Origin of the sequence: Furfurilactobacillus cerevisiae, assembly GCF_048961765.1 — a bacterium.
Lineage (GTDB): Bacteria > Bacillota > Bacilli > Lactobacillales > Lactobacillaceae > Furfurilactobacillus > Furfurilactobacillus milii_A.
In genome coordinates, this window is sequence record NZ_CP185253.1 from 2021832 (window position 1) to 2041504 (window position 19673).

The window sequence follows — 19673 nt, forward strand, 5'->3', positions numbered from 1 at the left end:
CATCAGAGTGTAGGAGGAATTTGATGTGAGACGTGATTTAAGAGAAGGAGTGACGATTTACGTGACTGAAAATATTAAGCCTAACTTCGCCGAGATTGCCCGGCAATATAATGTTGATTATCGAACCGTTAAGAAAGCCTATGAGGAAGTCAAAGCTGGACTTAAGGGCCGACCAAGTGGTCGACCGAAACGGCCAAGTTTACTGGATCCATTCAAGCAAACCATCGATTCAAAGCTTGAACTAAATTGTTCGGCTGCTTCAATTTTTAAATTTATCCAGAAGAAGGGCTTTACCGGCAGCTATACCCTCGTGAAAGATTATTGTCGCCAAACCCGCCGAGAACGAGTTAAGAAAGCTACCATTCGGATTGAACATTCCCCTGGTCTCTCTGCTCAAGTTGACTGGAAAGAAGAAATGGCCCTAGTGAGCAGCGAGGGTGAGCTGTTTAAATTCAATATTTTCTTGTATGTATTGCCTTATTCAAAACTCAAATATATGACACTAACCTTTGATCGGAGCCAAGATACCCTCTTTTCTTGCTTACACGACGCTTTCCTTCATACCGGAGGTATTCCGACGGAAATCTGGTTTGATAATATGAAAACCGTTGTGGATCATACAAAATCCCAGTTTGGCCACGCTGTCTTTAACGAACGGTTCCACGAATTCTGTAAAGATGCCGGTTTCACACCAATTGCTTGTCGACCATTCAGACCACAAACTAAAGGTGCAGTTGAAGCCCTTGCTCGCACGGTTGAACGTTTACGGCCATACAATACTGAATTTGCTGATGGAACTGAGCTAATCGAACTAGTTCATATGCTCCGAGATGATCTAAATCATGAAACTTCGCAGGCCACGGACGAAGTCCCGTACCTGAAATGGTTAGACGAAGAAAAAGAGTACCTTCATCGCGTTCCAGTTAATCTCCTTGAACCATACTTCGAAGAAAACATTACCCGTGTCGTTTCGAAGGAGGCCATGATCAATTTCCGCAAATGTAAGTACTCAGTAGATCCGCGATACATTGGTTGTACGGTTGCTGTTGAAATCTCCAATGATGAGCAGCGCATTCACATTTATTATAACGGAGAAGAAATTCGTACGCACTCCATAACTACCAATTCGCTGAATTATGACCCCCAAGATCAGTTCAATATCCTCAAATCTGATTTGCTTAAAGGGCGGACAGATGAAGACATTTCAGCTTACATTCGTGAACATATGACTGATTACGACAACTTATAGGAGGCTACCATGACCACTAATAATCAAATTCTTTTAAATAATCTTGAGCGCTTAGGGTTAAACAAAATCCGTGAATACTTGCCGAATTACCTTGATCAAATTCACACTGATAATCTGTCATTAACTGAGGCGCTAATTGATTTAACTAATTCGGAACTCCAGAATCGACACGAAGGTCAGATTGCACGGGCCATTGGCCGTGCTCGGTTCCCCAATACAAAATCCCTAGATACATTTGATTTTAGCTTTCAACCCAGTATGAATCGCCAAGAGGTTCTGGAATTCCAGAATCTGGCTTTTATGGAAAAGTCTGAAAACTTAATCTTTATTGGCAATCCGGGAGTCGGTAAAACCCACTTGGCAATTAGTATTGGGATTGAGGCCTGTAAACAGGGCTGTCGGGTTCTCTTTATTAATTGTCATGAGCTGTTGATTAGATTGAGAGCAGCTTACGAAAAAGGACTGCTTGATCGATCTCTAAGCCGCTATTCGCGCTATGACCTATTAATTATTGATGAAATTGGGTATTTGCCAATTGGTCACCAAGAAGCTAACCTCTTATTTCAGCTAGTCAATGCCCGCTATGAAAAGCATTCAACGATCATTACCAGCAATAGTGATCTATCCGCTTGGGTTGATATTTTCCAGAACCCAACTGTGACAGCAGCCATTCTCGATCGCTTGGTTCATCATGTTCACGTAGTGAAGATCACTGGTAAATCTTACCGATTACGTGGCCTCAAGTAACTGCCGAAAACCTACATTTCTTTCTGCCGAAAACCTACATTTTTAAACTGCCCTTGACAAGGTTGGTAACCGTCGTATATCCATTTGCCACTAAGCCAGCCAGTACAAGTGCAGCTGCAGCCCGCAAGTCAGTTGCCGCCACTTCAGCACCGTTAAAGTTTGTTGGCCCCTGAAGTGCCACTGAGCGGCCTTCAATGGTAAAGTGAGCATTCATTCGACGAAGTTCATTCAAGTGATTAAAACGATTTTCAAACACAGTTTCTGTTAACGTGCTGGTTCCATCAGCCATCAATTGAAGAACTGATACTTGAGGCTGCATGTCTGTCGGGAAACCTGGATGCGGAGCAGTTTTCACATTTGCCGCCATCAACTTGTCGGGTCCAATAATACGGACACCGTTCTGTTCTTCGCGAACCTCAACGCCCATTTCCAATAACTTTGAAATTAATGGTTTATTATGTTCAGGAATGGCGTCAGCAATCAAAACGTCCCCATGCGTGATCGCAGCAGCAACCATAAATGTCCCTGCTTCAATCCGGTCCTGAACCACACTGTGTTCGCAACCATGCAAAGCAGGCACACCTTCAATGCGAATCGACTCAGTACCTGCACCAAAGACTTTAGCTCCCATCTTGTTCAAAACATTAGCTAAATCAACAATTTCTGGTTCACGCGCCACATTTTCAATAGTGGTCGTCCCTTCAGCTAGGGTTGCGGCCATCATGATATTTTCGGTTGCACCGACACTCGGAAAGTCCAAATAAATGTTAGCGCCGACCAACTTATCCGCACTAGCTTCGATATAACCATCATGCTGTTCAATTTTAGCACCGAGCGCTTCAAAGCCCTTTAAATGCAAATCAATTGGACGACTGCCGATTGCACAGCCACCTGGCATCGCTACACGAGCACGACCGACTCTTGCTAACAAGGGACCCATGACAACAATTGAAGCACGCATTTTCGAAACGTACTCAAATGGTGTTTCAAAACCAACCTTCTTGCTGGCATTAAAGGTAACAGACTTAACCCGCCGGTCAAAATCGACACTGACATTGAGAAAACTTAGCACCTTATTCATCATAAACACGTCGGACAGGGCGGGAACGTTAGTTAAAATCAATTCACCCGTTGAGGCTAACAACGATGCAGCCTGAATTGGCAACACAGCATTTTTAGCGCCCTCGATATGTACGGTTCCCTTCAATGGCTGACCACCATGAACAATGATTTTTTCCATAAAGATGTTCCTCCAAACTCAATTTCCTAGTGCAACAGTTTTAATTGTTAATAACAACAAGCTTCAATCATGGCTTAAATCCAATGATCGACTGAAATAAGTCAATAAAAAAGGAGCTACAAGCATATCCAATGACGATTGCCAGTAAAACTAAAATAGCCTGTGCCTGGCGTGGATACAATGGCATGATTTTGACAAGTGGTAACGGTTTGATTGCCCATAGTGCAAACCAAATAAAGGCCAATTGAAACACAATTTTAATTACCACAGAAAAACCATATATAGCCATCTTGCACCTCTTTGATTGATACAACCAATTCTATCATACTCGTTAAATGAGTTCCTTAAAAAAACACCGTAAAAAAGAGACTTACTAAAAACTTAGTAAGCCTCTTGAGTGACACATTTAATTGTCTTTATCGATTACGTTCATGTGATGCAACATTGATTCGATTGATTGCCCTACGCAATGCAACTTCTGCGCGGCGCAATTCATTCGCATCATGTTCTTGTTGGGCATGCTCAATCGCTTCTTGTGCTCGTTTACGTGCATTCTCGGCACGTGTAACGTCAATCGCATCTTGTTGCTCAGCTGAGTCAGCAACGATGGTTGCAACGTTATTCGAGAACTCAACAAAACCACCATTTACGGCAATTTCATCTTCAGCATCTTGATCACCCTTCACTCTGATTTCGTCAATCTCCAAAGCGGCAATTAATGGCACGTGATTAGGTAAAATCCCAATTTCTCCGTTTGTTGTTTTAGCAACAAACATGGATGCATGGTCATTATCGTAAGACGTTCCATCAGGCGTCACAATCGTAACAGTTAAATGAGGTTCAGCCATTGGTCACGCCTCCTTTAATTATTACCCTGCAATTGCTTTGCCTTTGCCACAGCCTGATCCACAGTTCCGACAAGACGGAATGCTTCTTCAGGAAGATCGTCATACTTACCGTCCAAAATTTCTTTAAAGTCTTCCACCGTATCTTCAACAGAAACGTATTGACCATCAATCCCAGTAAACTGAGATGCAACGGAGAATGGTTGACTTAAGAAGTTTTGAATCCGACGAGCACGGGCAACAATTGTTTGTTCTTCGTCAGACAATTCATCCATCCCTAAAATAGAGATGATGTCTTGCAACTCATGGTAGCGTTGCAAGATTTGCTGAACGCGGGTTGCAACATCATAGTGATCCTGACCAACAATTTCTGGTGTCAACGCTGAAGACGTTGATTCCAATGGGTCCACGGCTGGGTAGATCCCTTGTTGAGTCAGATAACGTTCCAAGTTAGTCGTCGCATCCAAGTGCGCAAAGGTCGTAGCAGGGGCCGGATCCGTGTAGTCATCGGCTGGCACATAAACGGCTTGGATCGAAGTAATGGAACCCTTTTGGGTAGATGTAATCCGTTCTTGCAATTGTCCCATTTCAGTTGCTAACGTTGGCTGATAACCAACGGCTGAAGGAATCCGCCCAAGAAGAGCAGAGACTTCAGAACCAGCTTGGGTAAACCGGAAGATGTTGTCAATAAATAACAACACATCCTGGCCTTTAACATCACGGAAGTATTCCGCAATCGTCAAACCAGTTAAAGCAACACGCATACGGGCACCAGGTGGTTCATTCATCTGACCATAAACCATGGCCGTCTGTTTAAGAACACCTGATCCTTTCATTTCAAAGTACATGTCGTTACCTTCACGGGTACGTTCACCAACACCAGTGAACACTGAAATCCCGTTGTGGCCTTGCGCAATGTTGTGAATTAATTCTTGAATCAGAACTGTTTTACCAACACCGGCACCACCGAAGAGCCCGACTTTACCACCACGAACATATGGTGCAAGTAAATCAATAACTTTGATCCCTGTTTCAAGGATCTCAGTACTAGTTGTCAATTGGTCATATGCTGGCGCTTCCCGATGAATCGGGTTACGTTGAGCATCAGGACCGAAGTCCTCACCGCCGTCGATGGGTTCCCCAAGGACATTAAATACCCGGCCCAATGTGTCTTCACCAACAGGAACAGAAATAGAACCACCAGTGTCCTCAACTTCCATCCCACGTTGCAAGCCGTCTGTTCCATCCATCGCGATTGTCCGGACAACTCCGTCACCTAATTCCAAGGTAACTTCGACCGTCAAATCCTTTTGGTTGGGACGCTTAACTAAGAGCGCATTGTTAATGGCAGGTAATGTGCCGTCCAGAGGGAATTCAACGTCAACGACTGGGCCGATAACTTGAACAATCTTACCAGAACTCATGTACGTTTCTTCCTTCCGCTTGTTTTTCAACCATAAACTTTCCTTATGGATGCTTCCAATTACTCTAAGGCAGCTTGACCACCGGTAATTTCAGTGATTTCAGTCGTAATCGCACTCTGACGAGCACGGTTATACTGTAAACTCAAGCTGTCAATGAGGTCATGGGCATTGTCAGAAGCAGTCTGCATTGCAGTTGCACTAGAGGCATGCTCTGACGTTTTACCATCGAGAATCGCACCATAAACTAAGCTTTCAGCATACTGTGGCAATACAACTTGTAAAATCTCCTCAGCAGAAGGTTCCAATTCATATTCCGGTGTAATACTGATCGGCGCAGTCTTAGGTTGAACAACTTCATCACCATCAGGTTTCGTATCTTCAATCGTGTCACCAGTAATTGGTAACATGCGTGTCGAACGAAAACGTGACGTTAGTCGATTAACAAAATGACTGTAACAAACGTACAGTTCATCGAAAACTTCGTTATTGTACATAGCTGTCACAGTTTTAACGATTTCCCGAACTTCAACAAAGGTCGGCACATCGCTAACACCACGGTATTCATAAGCAACATTCATGCCGCGTTTCTTAAAGAAATCGGCACCCATGCCACCGACAGCCATAATGACATAATCATCAGGCGTCTTGCCATGTTCATTAATAAAGTCATTAGTCGACTTGATAATGTTGCTATTGTAACTTCCTACCAGTCCACGGTCAGAGGTAACGACCAACAATCCCGTTTTCTTAACAGGACGTTGTGTCATTAAACCACTAACAGGTACATCATCGTTTTTACTGGTCGAGCTCATGTCAACGTTGCCCGAATCCAATAAATGTGATGCAGTAAGGTGAGTCACAACACTTTCAACCTTTGATGCATAAACTTGATAACCACTCGTATGACGTTGAATTTGACTCAGTTTCGACGTTGAAACCATTTGCATGGCCGTCGTAATCTGAGACGTCTTTTGCGTCGAACTAATGCGGCGTTTAACTTCGTTCAATGCTGCAGGCATTTGCTCACCTTCCTTTCAACCTACTTTGTACCGTCAGTGGCGGCAGCTTTCGTTGGTTGGAAAGAATCAGCAAATGCTGAAATTGCAGCCTTCATGTCGTCATCAGCGGGCAAGTTACCAGTCGTCTTAATGGTGTCCAACAGGTCTGCATGGTTAGCGTCAAAATTATCGAACAATTCACTCTGGAACCGTGCAATATCAGCCACGTCAACCTTGTCCAAGTATCCTTGAGTCAAGGCGTACAGAATCACAACTTGTTTTTCAACAGGAAGTGGTTGATGTAGTGGTTGTTTCAACACTTCAATCGTCCGTTGACCACGGTTCAAGCGGTCTTGGGTCGCTTGATCCAAATCAGAACCAAACTGTGCGAATGATGCCAGTTCAGCGTATGAAGATAGGTCCAAACGCAATGTCCCAGCAACTTTCTTCATGGCCTTAACCTGCGCGTCACCACCAACACGAGAAACAGAAGTCCCGGCATCGATAGCCGGACGAACACCTGAATAGAACGAATCTGAATTCAGGAAGATTTGCCCATCAGTAATGGAAATAACGTTAGTTGGAATATAAGCCGAAACATCTCCGGCTTGGGTTTCAATGATTGGCAAAGCAGTCATTGAGCCACCGCCCATTTCGTCACTTAACTTCGCAGCACGTTCAAGTAACCGTGAGTGAGTGTAGAAAATATCCCCAGGATAAGCTTCACGACCTGGTGGCCGACGAAGAATCAAGGAAAGTTCACGATAGGCAACGGCTTGCTTAGATAAGTCATCATAGATGATTAACACATGCTTGCCATTGTACATAAACTCTTCACCCATTGCCGCGCCGGCATATGGAGCCAGGTACAACATTGGTGCTGGCTCAGAAGGACCAGCTGAAACGACAATCGTGTAATCCATGGCGCCTAATTGACGTAAAGTTTCAACCTGTGCACGCACAGTTGATTCCTTTTGACCAATAGCAACGTAGACACAGATCATGTCCTGATCTTTTTGGTTAACAATTGTATCAATAGCTAATGATGTCTTACCAGTTTTCCGGTCACCAATGATCAACTCACGCTGACCTCGACCAATCGGTACCAAGGCATCAATCGCTTTGATCCCAGTCTGTAATGGTTCACTAACGGACTTCCGTTGCATAACACCCGGGGCCTTAAATTCAACGGGACGCGTGTGATCTGTTTTCATCTCACCCTTGCCGTCGATAGGTTGACCCAATGAGTTAACAACACGGCCAATAAGGGCATCACCTACTGGTACTTCCATAATCCGGCCAGTCCGTTTAACGGACGAACCTTCTTGGATACCATCGTAAGCACCCAAAACAACGATTCCGACATCATCGGATTCAAGGTTTTGGACCATCCCATACACGCCGTTATCGAATTCAAGTAATTCGCCAGCTAATGCATTATCCAGACCATGAGCACGAGCAACCCCGTCACCAACGTAGGTTACTGTTCCCGTTTCTTCAACGGTTAGCTCTTCTTGATAGTTCTCAAGTTGTTGCTTAATCAGAGCGCTGATTTCTTCAGCTTTGATGCTCATGCGGAATTCACCTCTTTGTTTAAAAATTTATCGCGTCAAACTTTGACGGATATGCGCCAGACGGGTACGAATCGAACCATCAATCACAGTGTTATTACTGTTGACGATAACGCCACCAATAATATCCGGATTAACGATTTGATTAACGTGTACAGTTTTAGCACCGACCCGCTTAGCAATGCTGTCTGCCAACCGTTGTTTTTGAGTCTCATCGAGACTTACAGCAGTAGTTACATCAGCATAAACTGTTTGGTTTTGTTCATCATAGAGCCGTTTGAACTCATCAATGATTGCGACCGTATCATCCAACCGGCCGTAGTCGAAAAGCATTTGTAAAAAGTTATGAACTAGTGGACTAGTTGAGCTTAACAAAGGCTTCAAGAGGGCTTCTTTCTCGGGGTTCTGTAAACCAGCACCTGTCAAAACCGTTCCCAAATTAGGCACGGATTGAAAAACGCCTTGGACTTGGATGAGCTCATCATAAACCGGTTCCAGTTGCTGCTTTTCGTTTGCCGCGTCAAACATAGCACGACCATAACGACGAGCAACTTGCGATTTAGCGAGTTTGGTCATCTTTTCCCAACCCTTCGATATAAGAATCAATCAATGCCTTTTGATCGTCGGCATTTAATTGCTTGTGAATGATCTTGGAAGCAATCTCAATAGACAAATCAGCCACGTATTTACGTGCGCTTACAAGAGCGTCTTGACGTTGTTGTTCAATATCAGAAGTTGCGTTCTCGCGTAACTTCTGGGCATCTGATTGTGCTTGGTTAATAATCTTGTCACGTTGTTGATTACCCGCATCCTTAGCGTCAGCAACAATTGTTGAGGCTTCTTGATGTGAGTTGGCAAGTGCATCACGACGTTGACTTGCTAAACTTTCTGCATCAGAGCGTGACTTTTCAGCAGAATCAATGTCGTTAGCAATTTTCGTGGCCCGGTCATTCATCATTTTCGTAACGGGTTTCCAAGCAAACACCTTAACTAACCACATTAACAATACAAATGCGACCATATAAAACAGCATATCGCCGTAATCAAAACCCTTTTCAGCCGCTAAAACTAATGGTGAAAACATCTATTGGCACCTCCCTTGTCAGAATTAGTACTTCTTTAGTCTTGAAACTACTTGTTCATAACTAAGAAGGCGATAACGATAGAAATGATTGGCATAGCTTCAATTAAACCAACACCAATGAACATCGTTCCACGAAGTTGACCGGATAATTCTGGCTGACGTGCCATACCATCCAAGGTCTTAGAAATAACCATCCCGTCGCCGACACCGGCACCGATAGCTGCCGCAGCAGCGGCAATTCCAGCAGCAATTGCTCCCATAATATTGAATCCTCCTAAGAAATTTTTATTCCTCTACCGTAACTTTCCGAGAAATATATACTGTGCTTAAGGTTACAAAAACATAGGCTTGGATTGCCCCGATAAATACCGAGAATCCCTGCCAAACAATCTCAAGTGGTAACGCTACAATAATCGTTGGAAGACCGTGTGAGAAGGCCATTCCGCCAATCAGTTTCAACAACGTCTCACCAGCGAAGATGTTACCGTAAAGCCGCAAAGCCAACGTTAACAAGTTCGTGAATTCTTCGACGAGGTTAATTGGTAGTAATGCTGCAAATGGTTTGAGATAAGAATTTGAAATATAACCACCAAAACCGAACTTAACCACACCCAAGTAGTGAGCCAACGCTAGTGTAACCATAGCCATCGTTAGCGTCACAACTGGATTAGCAGTTGGACTACGAACATAATCAACGCCGTTCACAGAAACCTGTAGGAACAAACCTAACTGGTTAGCGAAGAAAACGAAAAGAAACGCTGTAAACGCAAATAATCCAAGCTGACCGCCATCACGTCCAGGTAATTGACCACGAACAATACCGTTGGTGAAATCAATTATCCACTCCAAAATATTTTGGCCACCGGTTGGCTTCATCGTAATTCTTCTCGATAAGAAGAAAACGACAAAAAACACGATGGCAAACGCAATTGTAATCGAGATAATGTTGGCGGTGTTAAAAGTCAGCCCCAAAAATTGGAAGGAATCCACTAAATATCACCTCTTTCCGTAACCTTAGTTGTGTTGCAATATTGTGAACCAGCTCGTTACAGTTATGTAAAAATAGCCATAAAATTCGAGCTCCTGCTGTTCAAAATACAGAAATATGATACCACCATTGAAAATCAATCGCAAAAGAATTTCGCATTCTCTAATGTCTGATTATTCTTGCTCCGACAAAGTTTTTAGCGTTTTGCAACCGTTCTCAACAACTTCGAGAAAATTATTTACATTATTCTCCTTTCATTAACAATTTTTATTAATGAACACTTTTCTGATTGTGAAAGAATTATAAAGACAGCACAATTGGAAAGTGACCTTATTGTAGTTCAGTCACTGTGGATTAGTATCTAAATCTTTTCTAGTTTGATTATTTGATTACCGAACACGTTGTCAGCTGTACACCAAGGGCGAGCAAATAAAAAAACTCCCTGATAACTGATCATCAGGAAGCTTTAGGTTTCTCACTAAATATTGAAATCAGAAAACAAATAATTACTTTGTGCCAAACAAACGGTCACCGGCATCCCCTAAACCAGGCATGATATAACCATCTTCATTGAGCTTTTCATCCAATGCAGCCGTGTAAATTTCAACTTCTGGATGAGCTTTTTGTAAAGCTTTTACACCTTCTGGGGCTGCTACTAAACACATAAATTTAAAGCTGTGCGCACCTCGTTGTTTAAGTGCATCAATGGCCATAATTGCTGAGCCACCAGTAGCTAACATTGGGTCAACAACAAAAATCTGACGTTGATCAATGTCAGCTGGCATTTTGACAAAATACTCAACGGGCTGCAATGATTCTTCGTCACGATACATCCCAATATGACCAACCTTAGCAGCAGGGATCAAGTTCAAAAATCCGTCGACCATTCCTAAACCTGCACGTAAAATTGGCACAATAGCGACCTTTTTACCAGCCAACTGCTTCTTTACTGTCTTTTCGATTGGCGTTGTTACTTCGACATCTTCCAACGGCATATCGCGTGAAACCTCATAAGCCATAAGTGTTGAAATTTCGTTCACAACTTCACGGAAGACCTTCGTGCCTGTATCCCGGTTACGAATTATCGTTAATTTATGTTGAATCAACGGGTGATCAAGAACCTCAAACTTCCCCATCGGATGCCACACTCCCTTTTATTTTCTGAACCTAATTCTAGTCGATTTTAGCTCTGAACGCGAGCGTAATTCTTGATTAATTCACATTAATTGGATGCGCATCTGTTAGTTGACGCACCTTAACTGCTACATTACGGGCCACAGTGGCATCTTCGGGATGGTGAATGATTGATAGAATCAATTCTGCAACCTGTTTGCTCTCTGTCTCACCAAAGCCACGAGTAGTAATCGCCGGCGTGCCTAAACGTAATCCAGAAGTAACACGTGGACCAGCGGGATCGTTAGGAATCGCTTCCTTATTCGTCGTGATATCGACAGCATCAAGTAAATCCTGTAAGGCTGCCCCAGTTAATGACGTACCGGTCAGATCTAGTGTCATTAAGTGATTATCCGTACCGCCGGTCAAAATTTTAACCTGATCATCCGCATTGAATACGCTAGCCATCGCTTGTGCATTCTTAATGACCTGTTCGCCGTAAACCTTAAAAGCAGGTTGCAAGTCTTCACCCAGCGCAGCTGCTTTACCAGCAATAACGTGTTCCAAAGGACCACCCTGAGTGCCCGGGAAGACAGCTGAATTTAACTTTTTCGCGTATTCAGCCTTAGCCAAAATCAGTCCACCACGTGGCCCACGAAGTGTTTTGTGAGTGGTTGTCGTGACAACATCTGCATATGGTACTGGACTTGGATGTAACCCAGTTGCCACTAACCCAGCGATGTGAGCCATATCAACCATAAGCTTGGCACCAACTGCATCTGCAATTTCACGAAACTTCTTAAAGTCAATGATACGGCTGTAAGCAGAAGCGCCCGCAACGATTAATTTGGGATGAACTTCCTGAGCCTGTTTTAAAATGGCGTCATAATCCAACCGTTGGCTCTCTGGATCGACATGGTAGCCATAGAAAGTATATGTTTTGCCGCTGAAGTTAACTTTAGAGCCATGAGTTAAGTGACCGCCATCATCCAGTGCCATCCCCATCACAACGTCCCCTGGCTTAATGAGAGCCATGTAAGCCGCCATGTTTGCCTGCGAACCAGAATGCGGTTGCACATTAGCGTATTCAGCACCAAAGAGTTGTTTGGCACGGTCAATTGCAAGTTGTTCCACAACATCAATATATTCACAGCCACCGTAGTAACGGTGACCTGGGTAACCTTCAGCGTACTTGTTGGTTAAAACGGAGCCTTGTGCGGCCCGAACGGCATCTGAAACAATGTTTTCAGACGCGATCAACTCAATGGTATGCTGCTGACGGTTCCCCTCGTTGGCGATTGCTTGCCATAATTCTGGATCTGTGTCTTGATAACTCATCGGCAATTCCTCCTTGACAGGTTCAGTAACCCTACGTGATCTGATTGTATTTAATTATTCAAACAGTAGATTGTAAAATTAATCCGAACGCTGTTCGGACAAAAAAGATCAGCTTCCTTTAAAATGGTGTTTACAACAAACCCATCTTTTAGGAGCTGATCTTTTGTCTAGTATAACCTATTCCGAACGAATTAAAATCGAAACCTTTTGTGAACTAGGGCTGTCCAATATCCAAATGGGCGTTCGGCTGAACCGATCACCGTCAACAATTTCTTATGAATTATCTCGATGTCAACCTTATCAGGCTGAATTAGCACAAACAGATGCCGAATACAAGCGATCACGATGTGGTCGGAAAACTAAGCTGAGCGATGAGTTAAAGCAAACAATTCTCAACCATTTACATCTAAGCTGGTCACCAGGAATGATTGCTCACGAATTTAAACTAGCGACTAAATCTATTTATAATTGGCTAAATCAGGGGAGAATTGGTTTCTCCTTGAATGATCTACCTGAACATGGCGTACGCCAACGGCGTAACGTTGACCAACGATCCAAATATAATCAATCTTTGGGGCGATCGATTGAACAGCGTCCCATGATGATTAATCAACGTAATCGCATCGGTGATTTTGAACTAGATACCGTCGTTGGCCCTCGTGGGCATAGTAAGGCAGTTTTATTAACTTTAATCGATCGCAAATCACGGTTCCTTTGGGCATATCGGTTAAAGGACCGAACGACAGCGAGTGTTAATGAAGCACTGACTAAGTTCCTAACAACTTTTAATGGACCGGTGCACAGTTTTACTGTGGACCGTGGTACTGAGTTTAGTGGGCTAGTATCATTTGAATCACAATATGGTATTAAGACCTATTACTGTCATGCTTATACGCCAGCTGAACGTGGTAGTAATGAACGCTTTAATCGGAATTTACGTTATTTTTATCCTAAGGGGACTCGTTTTGAGCACATTAGTGCTCAAGATTTAACGACGACGTTACTCCAAATTAACCAGAGACCGCTTAAAATACTTGACTGGAAAACACCGTATCAGGTTATGCTGACCAATTTGTCCAAAAATTCGGATTAAATTTGCAATCTACCAAACCATATCTTCATTTTACGCTAATCGGAAATTATCACGCAATCAGATTTGTGACGTCGTGAAGAAAACATTACCAGCAGACTTTTTTAAACGGTTCATGTATGCCAGCCCAAGTCCGTTGGCCGGGAAACCCTCGGCCAGGATATCTTTGATTTCACCTTCATCGTCAAAATGGCGCAATCCCGCAAATAGCAAATGACTAGCGGTCGTCACATTTTGTCCAAGTTCAAATACTTCTACGTTCGTTGGCAATTGCAATCCCGCCAAACGTTCTTTGGTCGCCATCAACCCTATTTGGACAGGCTGCTGACCAGCCCAGTCTAATGCGGACTGCCAGTCACCATCGTTAACGATGTAAACCTGGGCGGCCGGTGCGTAGTGTTTGTACTTCATTCCAGGCGCTTTCGGTGTTTCTTTAGCACCAACTTTGTGGACTTCTGTCGCAACAGTTTGCTTAATTACCGCTTCGATTTGTTCAGGTGTGACTGCTCCTGGCCGCAAAATGGCCGGTTGATCGGTTGACATGTCTAATACCGTTGATTCAACGCCAACCTTGGTTGGACCATCGTCAACGACACCCGCAATCTTGCCGTTCAAATCATGTAACACGTGATCGGCCGTGGTCGGGCTTGGCTTACCAGACGTGTTGGCAGATGGACCTACCATTGGCCGTCCTAAAGCTTTAATTAACGCCAATGTCGTCTTGTTAGCTGGAAAACGAAATGCTGCTGTGTCCAAACCACCCGTGACGGCCTTGGACAATACATTTGGCTTCAATTTAAAAATCATTGTCAACGAACCTGGCCAAAAAGCCGCCATTAATTTTTTAGCGACCTCCGATAGTGGTTCTGTTAATGCGGTCACCGTTTCAACGTCGGCTACATGAACGATCAACGGATTGTCACTTGGCCGCCCCTTTGCTTGATACACTTGCTTAACTGCTGTTTCATTTGTCGCATCGGCCCCCAACCCATAAACAGTCTCGGTTGGAAATGCAACCAACTGCCCATCTCGTAATGCCGCGGCAGCAGCTTCAATTTCATGGTTTGAAAAACGCTTCGTTTCCATGCCCTTACATCCTCCTGTTCTAAAGTTCGCGTTCACCGTTGAACACGAATCATTCGATCATGACCGGTAATATCTTGTCGCAATGTCACTTGTGCTTCAGGTAAAGCCGTCTCAAACAAATGTTTGACCGACTTGCCTTGGGCAAAGCCAATCTCGAAGTACGCGACGCCTTGGTCTGTTAAGTGATCGGCCAGTTGTTGTGCAATCCGTTCGTAAATTGCTAAACCTTGGTGATCCGCAAATAACGCTTGATGGGGTTCATAATCTAATACATTTTGATCCATCAAAGGTCGCTCAGCCTCACTAATATATGGTGGGTTGCTAACAATCAGGTCAAACACCTTATCTTCCACAGGTTGAAACAAATCACCAACCTGCCAACCGACGCTTGCTCGCAGTGATTGTGCGTTTCGCTTGGCAACCTGAATGGCAGAATCGCTGATGTCTGTGCCTATTACCTGCCAGTGCGGCCGTGCTAATGCCATGCTGATGGCTAATGCGCCGCTACCCGTGCCAATATCCAAGACGCTTTTAGCGACATCATCATGATCAGTCAGCACCCAATCAACAAGTTCCTCAGTTTCCTGCCGGGGAATCAATACAGCAGGTGTCACCATAAATGAGTGTCCGTAAAACTGAGCCTTGCCGATCACATATTGAGCAGGCTCTCCCTTTGCAATCCGTTGGACGGCCTGCTGATAGGCTTCCCATTGAGCTGCTGTCAGCGCATCTCTTAAACGCATCAATAACTGGGTTCGCGACCAATCAAACAAATCCATCATAATACTGGCCGATAAGTTGGGGTCATTATTTTTTAACTGTTGGTCAAAACAAGAAGAAGCCCACTGCTGGGCTTCTAAAATAGTTGGCTTATCCACGATTTAACTCATCCATCTTTTCAGCCTGTTCATTTAAAAGCAAGGCATCAATAATTTCGTCTAACTCACCGTTCATCACGCGATCCAACTTGTTCAAGGTCAAATTGATTCGGTGATCCGTAACCCGGTTTTGAGGAAAGTTGTACGTCCGGATTCGTTCCGAACGGTCCCCAGTCCCCACTGCGCTCTTACGTTGCTCGTCGTATTCGCTCTGTTCACGGGAAGCGTAGTAATCGTACACACGCTGTTTCAGAATTTCCATCGCCTTGACACGGTTTTGCTGCTGCGACCGTTGATCCTGCATTGACACAACTACACCGGTCGGAATATGCGTCATCCGGACGGCTGAACTTGTTTTGTTAATGTGCTGACCACCGGCACCGGATGAACGGAACACATCAGTCCGGATGTCCTTTGGGTCTAAGTCGATATCAACATCTTCGTACTCTGGCATCACACCAACAGTCGCGGTACTGGTATGCACACGACCAGCAGATTCTGTCACCGGAACCCGTTGAACCCGATGTGCACCATTTTCAAACTTCAGTTTGGAATAGACCTTATCGCCCGTAATCATCAGGACAATTTCTTTAAAGCCACCCACTTCAGTTGCATTTTCGTCGATGACTTCTACTTGCCAGCCTTGCTTTTCAGCATAACGAGAATACATATTGAATAAGTCCGCGGCAAATAAGCTGGCTTCATCACCACCGGCAGCTCCATGAATTTCCATGATGATGTTCTTGTCATCATTTGGATCCTTAGGTAGCATCAAAACAGTAATTTCCTGTTCCAACTGGGCTTTTTCATCTTCCAACTCTTTTAGTTCTTCCTTAGTCAGCTCTTCCATGTCAGGATCAAGCTTTTCATGAAGTAAATCATTATCATCGCTGATTTCATCCATCACTTTGCGATAACGACGGTACTTTTCGACCGTTTCACGAATGCTCCCCTCTTCTTTGGACAGCTTCATAAAGCGATCTGAATCTGCAATGACCTCAGGGTCGCTCATGAGTTCATTAAGTTCCTCATAGCGGTCCGACACGGCCTGCAGTTTATTAAACATTTCATCCATAACTTCTGTCTCCTACTTCGCTCGTTCTGTCAGTTTACTTCTGTAAAGGCGGGTTAAAATAATGCTCACGGCACACTGGATAATAACTTTCATTTCCACCAATCTGGACCTGTTCACCCTCATAAACGGGTTTATTATCGTGAAAACGGAGATTCATGATTGCCTTTTTGGCACAGAACCAACAAATCGTTTTCATTTCTTCAATCTTGTCAGCGTAAAGTAATAGGTATTTTGATCCCTCGAACAATTCGTTGCGAAAATCATTTTTCAGTCCAAACGTCATCACCGGAATGTGCAGTTCATCCACAACCTTAGTTAACTCCAAGATGTGATGTTTTTGTAAAAATTGAGCTTCATCAACCAGCACGCAAGACGCTTCCGGATCAATTTCATTAACGGCCTCGAAGACGTTAGTATCTGCTTTAATGGTGTGAGCTGGACGCTTCAAACCAATTCGGCTCGAAACGTAACCTTCACCATCACGAGTATCCACGGCACTTGTCATAATAATAACGGACTTGCCTTGTTCCTCGTAATTGTGCGCAACTTTTAAGATTTCAATCGTCTTACCTGAGTTCATTGCCCCGAACCGGAAAAATAACTGTGCCATGCGATGCCTTCCTCTGTCAAAAATTTTATCGCTTTCCATTATACCGAATGGACCAATACTTGAACAGCACGACGGCCAAACATGTTTGAACTTGCTTTCTCTGATCGACAGTTAAGTAGTTAGTGAATTCATTAAAACTGAGCATCGGGCAGTGGGTTTTAGACGAGATGTGCTAAACTGGCTAAAGTTAATTACAGATTAAAGGAGCTTTTCATGTCATTACGAAGCGGGGTTGCCACAGCAGTTGGCAAGACATCATACTGGTTTTTACACACATTTATGCACGGTGGTTCATCATTACCTGGCAAACTAGCCACCCGGATTGACCCCGAAATCTTGAAACATTTGGGTCAAAATTATGATGTCATCGTGATCACTGGAACAAACGGAAAGACACTGACGACTGCCCTAACCGTGCGTGTTTTACGCGAAAAATACAATCACGTTTTGACAAACCCCACTGGTTCAAATATGGAACAAGGTATTGTCGGCACATTTCTTCACGCCAAACGGTCACGGGGGCAACGCCCACTAGCTGTCTTGGAAGTGGATGAAGCAAACGTTATTAAAGTAACACGCTACATTAAGCCCATTGCGTTTGTGTTCACCAACATCTTCCGTGATCAAATGGATCGTTATGGTGAAATTTACACAACGTACAAAAAAATTATCGATGGCGTGCGGCTTGCACCTGAAGCGACTATCATTGCGAATGGTGACGCTCAACTCTTTAACTCAGTTGATCTGCCTAACCCCAAAATTTACTACGGCTTCAATCACCTCCCAAAAGGTGATATGAAGGCACCGACGAATACGGATGGCATCTTGTGTCCAAAGTGTCAGCACGTTTTGCACTATCATTTTATGACTTATGGTAACTTAGGCGATTACTTCTGTCCTAACTGTGGTTTCCACCGTCCAGAACTTAACTATGCGGTTACTAAATTAGGTGCCATGACACCAACTGCATCAACGTTTGATTTGGATGGCGAATCATTTAGGATTGGCATCGGTGGTTTATACAATATCTATAACGCGCTCGCCGCGTACGCCGTTGGTCGCTTTCTCAATGTAGAACCTGCTCAAATTCGCCAAGCTTTCACCAGTGATGAACGTGTCTTTGGCCGCCAAGAGGTCGTCCACGTCGGCGATAAAGACGTCACCTTGATTTTGATTAAGAATCCCGTTGGTGTGAATCAGGTTATCGACATGATTTTAACAGAACCTGAGAACTTCTCATTCGTCGGCTTACTCAATGCCAATTATGCTGACGGTATTGATACTAGTTGGATCTGGGATGGTGAATTTGAAAAGCTTGGTGCTGCTGGTACTGGCGAGAATCCCAAAATAAAAGCATTTTTGACCGGTGGCGAACGCTATAAAGACATTACGTTCCGACTCAAGGTGGCAGGTATCGATCAACCGATGATTGAACCTGACTTAACTAAGGTCACTGCCAAGATCAAGGAACTGCCAACCAAAAAAGTGTATGTACTGGCAACCTATACGGCCGTGCTACAATTACGTAAACAATTAGCCAGTGAAGGTTTGATAAAGGAAGGAATGGGTGCTTAATGGCTAACTATCATTTAACAATCGCCCATCTTTACGGCGATCTGATGAATACCTATGGTGACGTCGGTAATATTTTAGCAATGCAGTATTACGCCAAAAAAATGGACGCTGATGTAACGACAAAATTGGTCAGTCTCGGTGATCCATTTGATCCTAATGATTTTGATATTGTTTTCTTCGGCGGTGGACAGGATTTCGAGCAAACCATCGTGGCTAAAGACCTACCAACAAAGGCGGCAGCTATTACCGACTTTATCGAAGACGGCGGCCCTACCCTAGCTATCTGTGGCGGCTTTCAACTACTGGGTCAATATTATATTGGCGCGGATGGTGAGCGCATTACTGGAACCAAGTCTATGACCCACTACACGAAGAATCAGCATGACCATCGTTTTATCGGTGATACGATTATCAAAGATGAACAAACCGGCGAAGTCTATCACGGTTTTGAAAATCATCAAGGAATGACATTTCTCGGTAAGGATGAGGCGCCACTAGGAGTTGTTTCCGAAGGTGCTGGTAACAACGGTGCGGATGGCACTGAAGGCGTCCACTACAAAAATGTCTATGGCACCTACTTCCACGGTCCCATCCTGACCCGGAATGGTGACATTGCCAAGCATCTGCTAGTCGCCGCATTAAAGCGCAAGTATCCAGACCAAGATTTTAGCGAACAGGAAAACATGGTCATTCCAGCAACGTTCTAACATTTGCTAGAATCCAAATAACTAAAAAAAACGACACAGCGTGAAAAGATCACGT

20 protein-coding genes and 1 pseudogene are annotated in these 19673 nt (G+C 44.0%); 5 read left to right on the forward strand and 16 right to left on the reverse strand.

All coding sequences use genetic code 11. The features are described from left to right. Positions 1 to 25: 25 nt before the first annotated feature. Positions 26 to 1249 (forward strand): IS21 family transposase, encoded by a 1224-nt coding sequence (gene istA / locus ABUE36_RS09835; protein WP_003555353.1) that lies wholly within the window; start codon positions 26 to 28, stop codon positions 1247 to 1249. 9 nt (positions 1250 to 1258) lie between these two features. Next, the gene (gene istB / locus ABUE36_RS09840) at positions 1259 to 1996 is read left to right on the forward strand and encodes an IS21-like element helper ATPase IstB (RefSeq protein WP_014386885.1); all 738 of its coding nucleotides are present in this window, start codon (positions 1259 to 1261) and stop codon (positions 1994 to 1996) included. A gap of 58 nt (positions 1997 to 2054) precedes the next feature. On the opposite strand, the pseudogene murA reads toward istB, so the two are convergent. The 12 genes and pseudogenes from murA to glyA form a co-directional block, all read right to left on the reverse strand. Continuing rightward, a pseudogene (murA, locus tag ABUE36_RS09845) lies at positions 2055 to 3236 on the reverse strand (UDP-N-acetylglucosamine 1-carboxyvinyltransferase); the annotation flags it as partial. Between the two features lie 67 nt (positions 3237 to 3303). Continuing rightward, positions 3304 to 3525: a DUF1146 family protein gene (locus tag ABUE36_RS09850; protein WP_421016664.1), complete on the reverse strand. Its 222-nt coding sequence runs from the start codon at positions 3523 to 3525 to the stop codon at positions 3304 to 3306. Between the two features lie 127 nt (positions 3526 to 3652). After that, a complete protein-coding gene (locus ABUE36_RS09855) occupies positions 3653 to 4084 on the reverse strand; it encodes a F0F1 ATP synthase subunit epsilon (RefSeq protein ID WP_421016665.1) in 432 nt (143 codons plus the stop codon). Between the two features lie 14 nt (positions 4085 to 4098). Then, on the reverse strand, positions 4099 to 5505 hold the full coding sequence (gene atpD, locus ABUE36_RS09860) for a F0F1 ATP synthase subunit beta (RefSeq protein ID WP_017261244.1): 1407 nt from the start codon (positions 5503 to 5505) through the stop codon (positions 4099 to 4101). A gap of 59 nt (positions 5506 to 5564) precedes the next feature. Continuing rightward, complete coding sequence (locus ABUE36_RS09865; protein ID WP_421016666.1) at positions 5565 to 6524, reverse strand: F0F1 ATP synthase subunit gamma; 960 nt, start codon at positions 6522 to 6524, stop codon at positions 5565 to 5567. 20 nt (positions 6525 to 6544) lie between these two features. Beyond that, positions 6545 to 8077 (reverse strand): F0F1 ATP synthase subunit alpha, encoded by a 1533-nt coding sequence (gene atpA, locus ABUE36_RS09870; protein ID WP_161000784.1) that lies wholly within the window; start codon positions 8075 to 8077, stop codon positions 6545 to 6547. Positions 8078 to 8104: 27 nt separating this feature from the next. Next, the gene (gene atpH, locus ABUE36_RS09875; RefSeq protein ID WP_017261247.1) at positions 8105 to 8650 is read right to left on the reverse strand and encodes an ATP synthase F1 subunit delta; all 546 of its coding nucleotides are present in this window, start codon (positions 8648 to 8650) and stop codon (positions 8105 to 8107) included. After that, positions 8634 to 9158, reverse strand: a complete 525-nt coding sequence (gene atpF, locus ABUE36_RS09880) for a F0F1 ATP synthase subunit B (protein WP_421016667.1) — start codon at positions 9156 to 9158, stop codon at positions 8634 to 8636. The genes atpH and atpF overlap by 17 nt, the downstream gene beginning before the upstream one ends. Positions 9159 to 9205: 47 nt before the next feature. Next, positions 9206 to 9418, reverse strand: coding sequence for a F0F1 ATP synthase subunit C (gene atpE, locus ABUE36_RS09885; protein ID WP_017261249.1), 213 nt, complete (start codon positions 9416 to 9418; stop codon positions 9206 to 9208). 25 nt (positions 9419 to 9443) lie between these two features. Continuing rightward, positions 9444 to 10148 (reverse strand): F0F1 ATP synthase subunit A, encoded by a 705-nt coding sequence (gene atpB, locus ABUE36_RS09890; protein ID WP_161000782.1) that lies wholly within the window; start codon positions 10146 to 10148, stop codon positions 9444 to 9446. Positions 10149 to 10652: 504 nt separating this feature from the next. Next, the gene (gene upp, locus ABUE36_RS09895; protein WP_161000781.1) at positions 10653 to 11282 is read right to left on the reverse strand and encodes a uracil phosphoribosyltransferase; all 630 of its coding nucleotides are present in this window, start codon (positions 11280 to 11282) and stop codon (positions 10653 to 10655) included. 76 nt (positions 11283 to 11358) lie between these two features. Beyond that, positions 11359 to 12597, reverse strand: coding sequence for a serine hydroxymethyltransferase (gene glyA, locus ABUE36_RS09900; protein WP_161000780.1), 1239 nt, complete (start codon positions 12595 to 12597; stop codon positions 11359 to 11361). A gap of 163 nt (positions 12598 to 12760) precedes the next feature. Here glyA and ABUE36_RS09905 point away from each other — a divergent pair, with 163 nt between their 5' ends. After that, complete coding sequence (locus ABUE36_RS09905) at positions 12761 to 13690, forward strand: IS30-like element ISLpl1 family transposase (protein WP_096109805.1); 930 nt, start codon at positions 12761 to 12763, stop codon at positions 13688 to 13690. Between the two features lie 57 nt (positions 13691 to 13747). On the opposite strand, the gene ABUE36_RS09910 is transcribed toward ABUE36_RS09905, so the two are convergent. The 4 genes from ABUE36_RS09910 to ABUE36_RS09925 are packed head-to-tail and all read right to left on the reverse strand — an operon-like array spanning position 13748 to position 17336. After that, positions 13748 to 14773: an L-threonylcarbamoyladenylate synthase gene (locus ABUE36_RS09910; RefSeq protein WP_161000779.1), complete on the reverse strand. Its 1026-nt coding sequence runs from the start codon at positions 14771 to 14773 to the stop codon at positions 13748 to 13750. 32 nt (positions 14774 to 14805) lie between these two features. Beyond that, on the reverse strand, positions 14806 to 15651 hold the full coding sequence (gene prmC / locus ABUE36_RS09915; RefSeq protein ID WP_161000778.1) for a peptide chain release factor N(5)-glutamine methyltransferase: 846 nt from the start codon (positions 15649 to 15651) through the stop codon (positions 14806 to 14808). After that, on the reverse strand, positions 15644 to 16726 hold the full coding sequence (prfA, locus tag ABUE36_RS09920; protein WP_017261025.1) for a peptide chain release factor 1: 1083 nt from the start codon (positions 16724 to 16726) through the stop codon (positions 15644 to 15646). The genes prmC and prfA overlap by 8 nt, the downstream gene beginning before the upstream one ends. Positions 16727 to 16760: 34 nt before the next feature. Continuing rightward, entirely contained in the window at positions 16761 to 17336 is a 576-nt protein-coding gene (locus ABUE36_RS09925) for a thymidine kinase (RefSeq protein WP_017261024.1), read from the reverse strand. A gap of 213 nt (positions 17337 to 17549) precedes the next feature. Between ABUE36_RS09925 and ABUE36_RS09930 the strand changes: the two genes are divergently transcribed. Together ABUE36_RS09930 and ABUE36_RS09935 are read left to right on the forward strand one after the other, a co-directional pair. After that, positions 17550 to 18911 carry a Mur ligase family protein gene (locus tag ABUE36_RS09930; protein WP_161000777.1) on the forward strand — a complete coding sequence of 454 codons (1362 nt, stop codon included), beginning with the start codon at positions 17550 to 17552 and terminating at the stop codon, positions 18909 to 18911. Continuing rightward, positions 18911 to 19618, forward strand: a complete 708-nt coding sequence (locus ABUE36_RS09935) for a type 1 glutamine amidotransferase (protein ID WP_161000776.1) — start codon at positions 18911 to 18913, stop codon at positions 19616 to 19618. Before ABUE36_RS09930 ends, ABUE36_RS09935 begins: the two co-directional genes overlap by 1 nt. Positions 19619 to 19673: the final 55 nt, after the last annotated feature.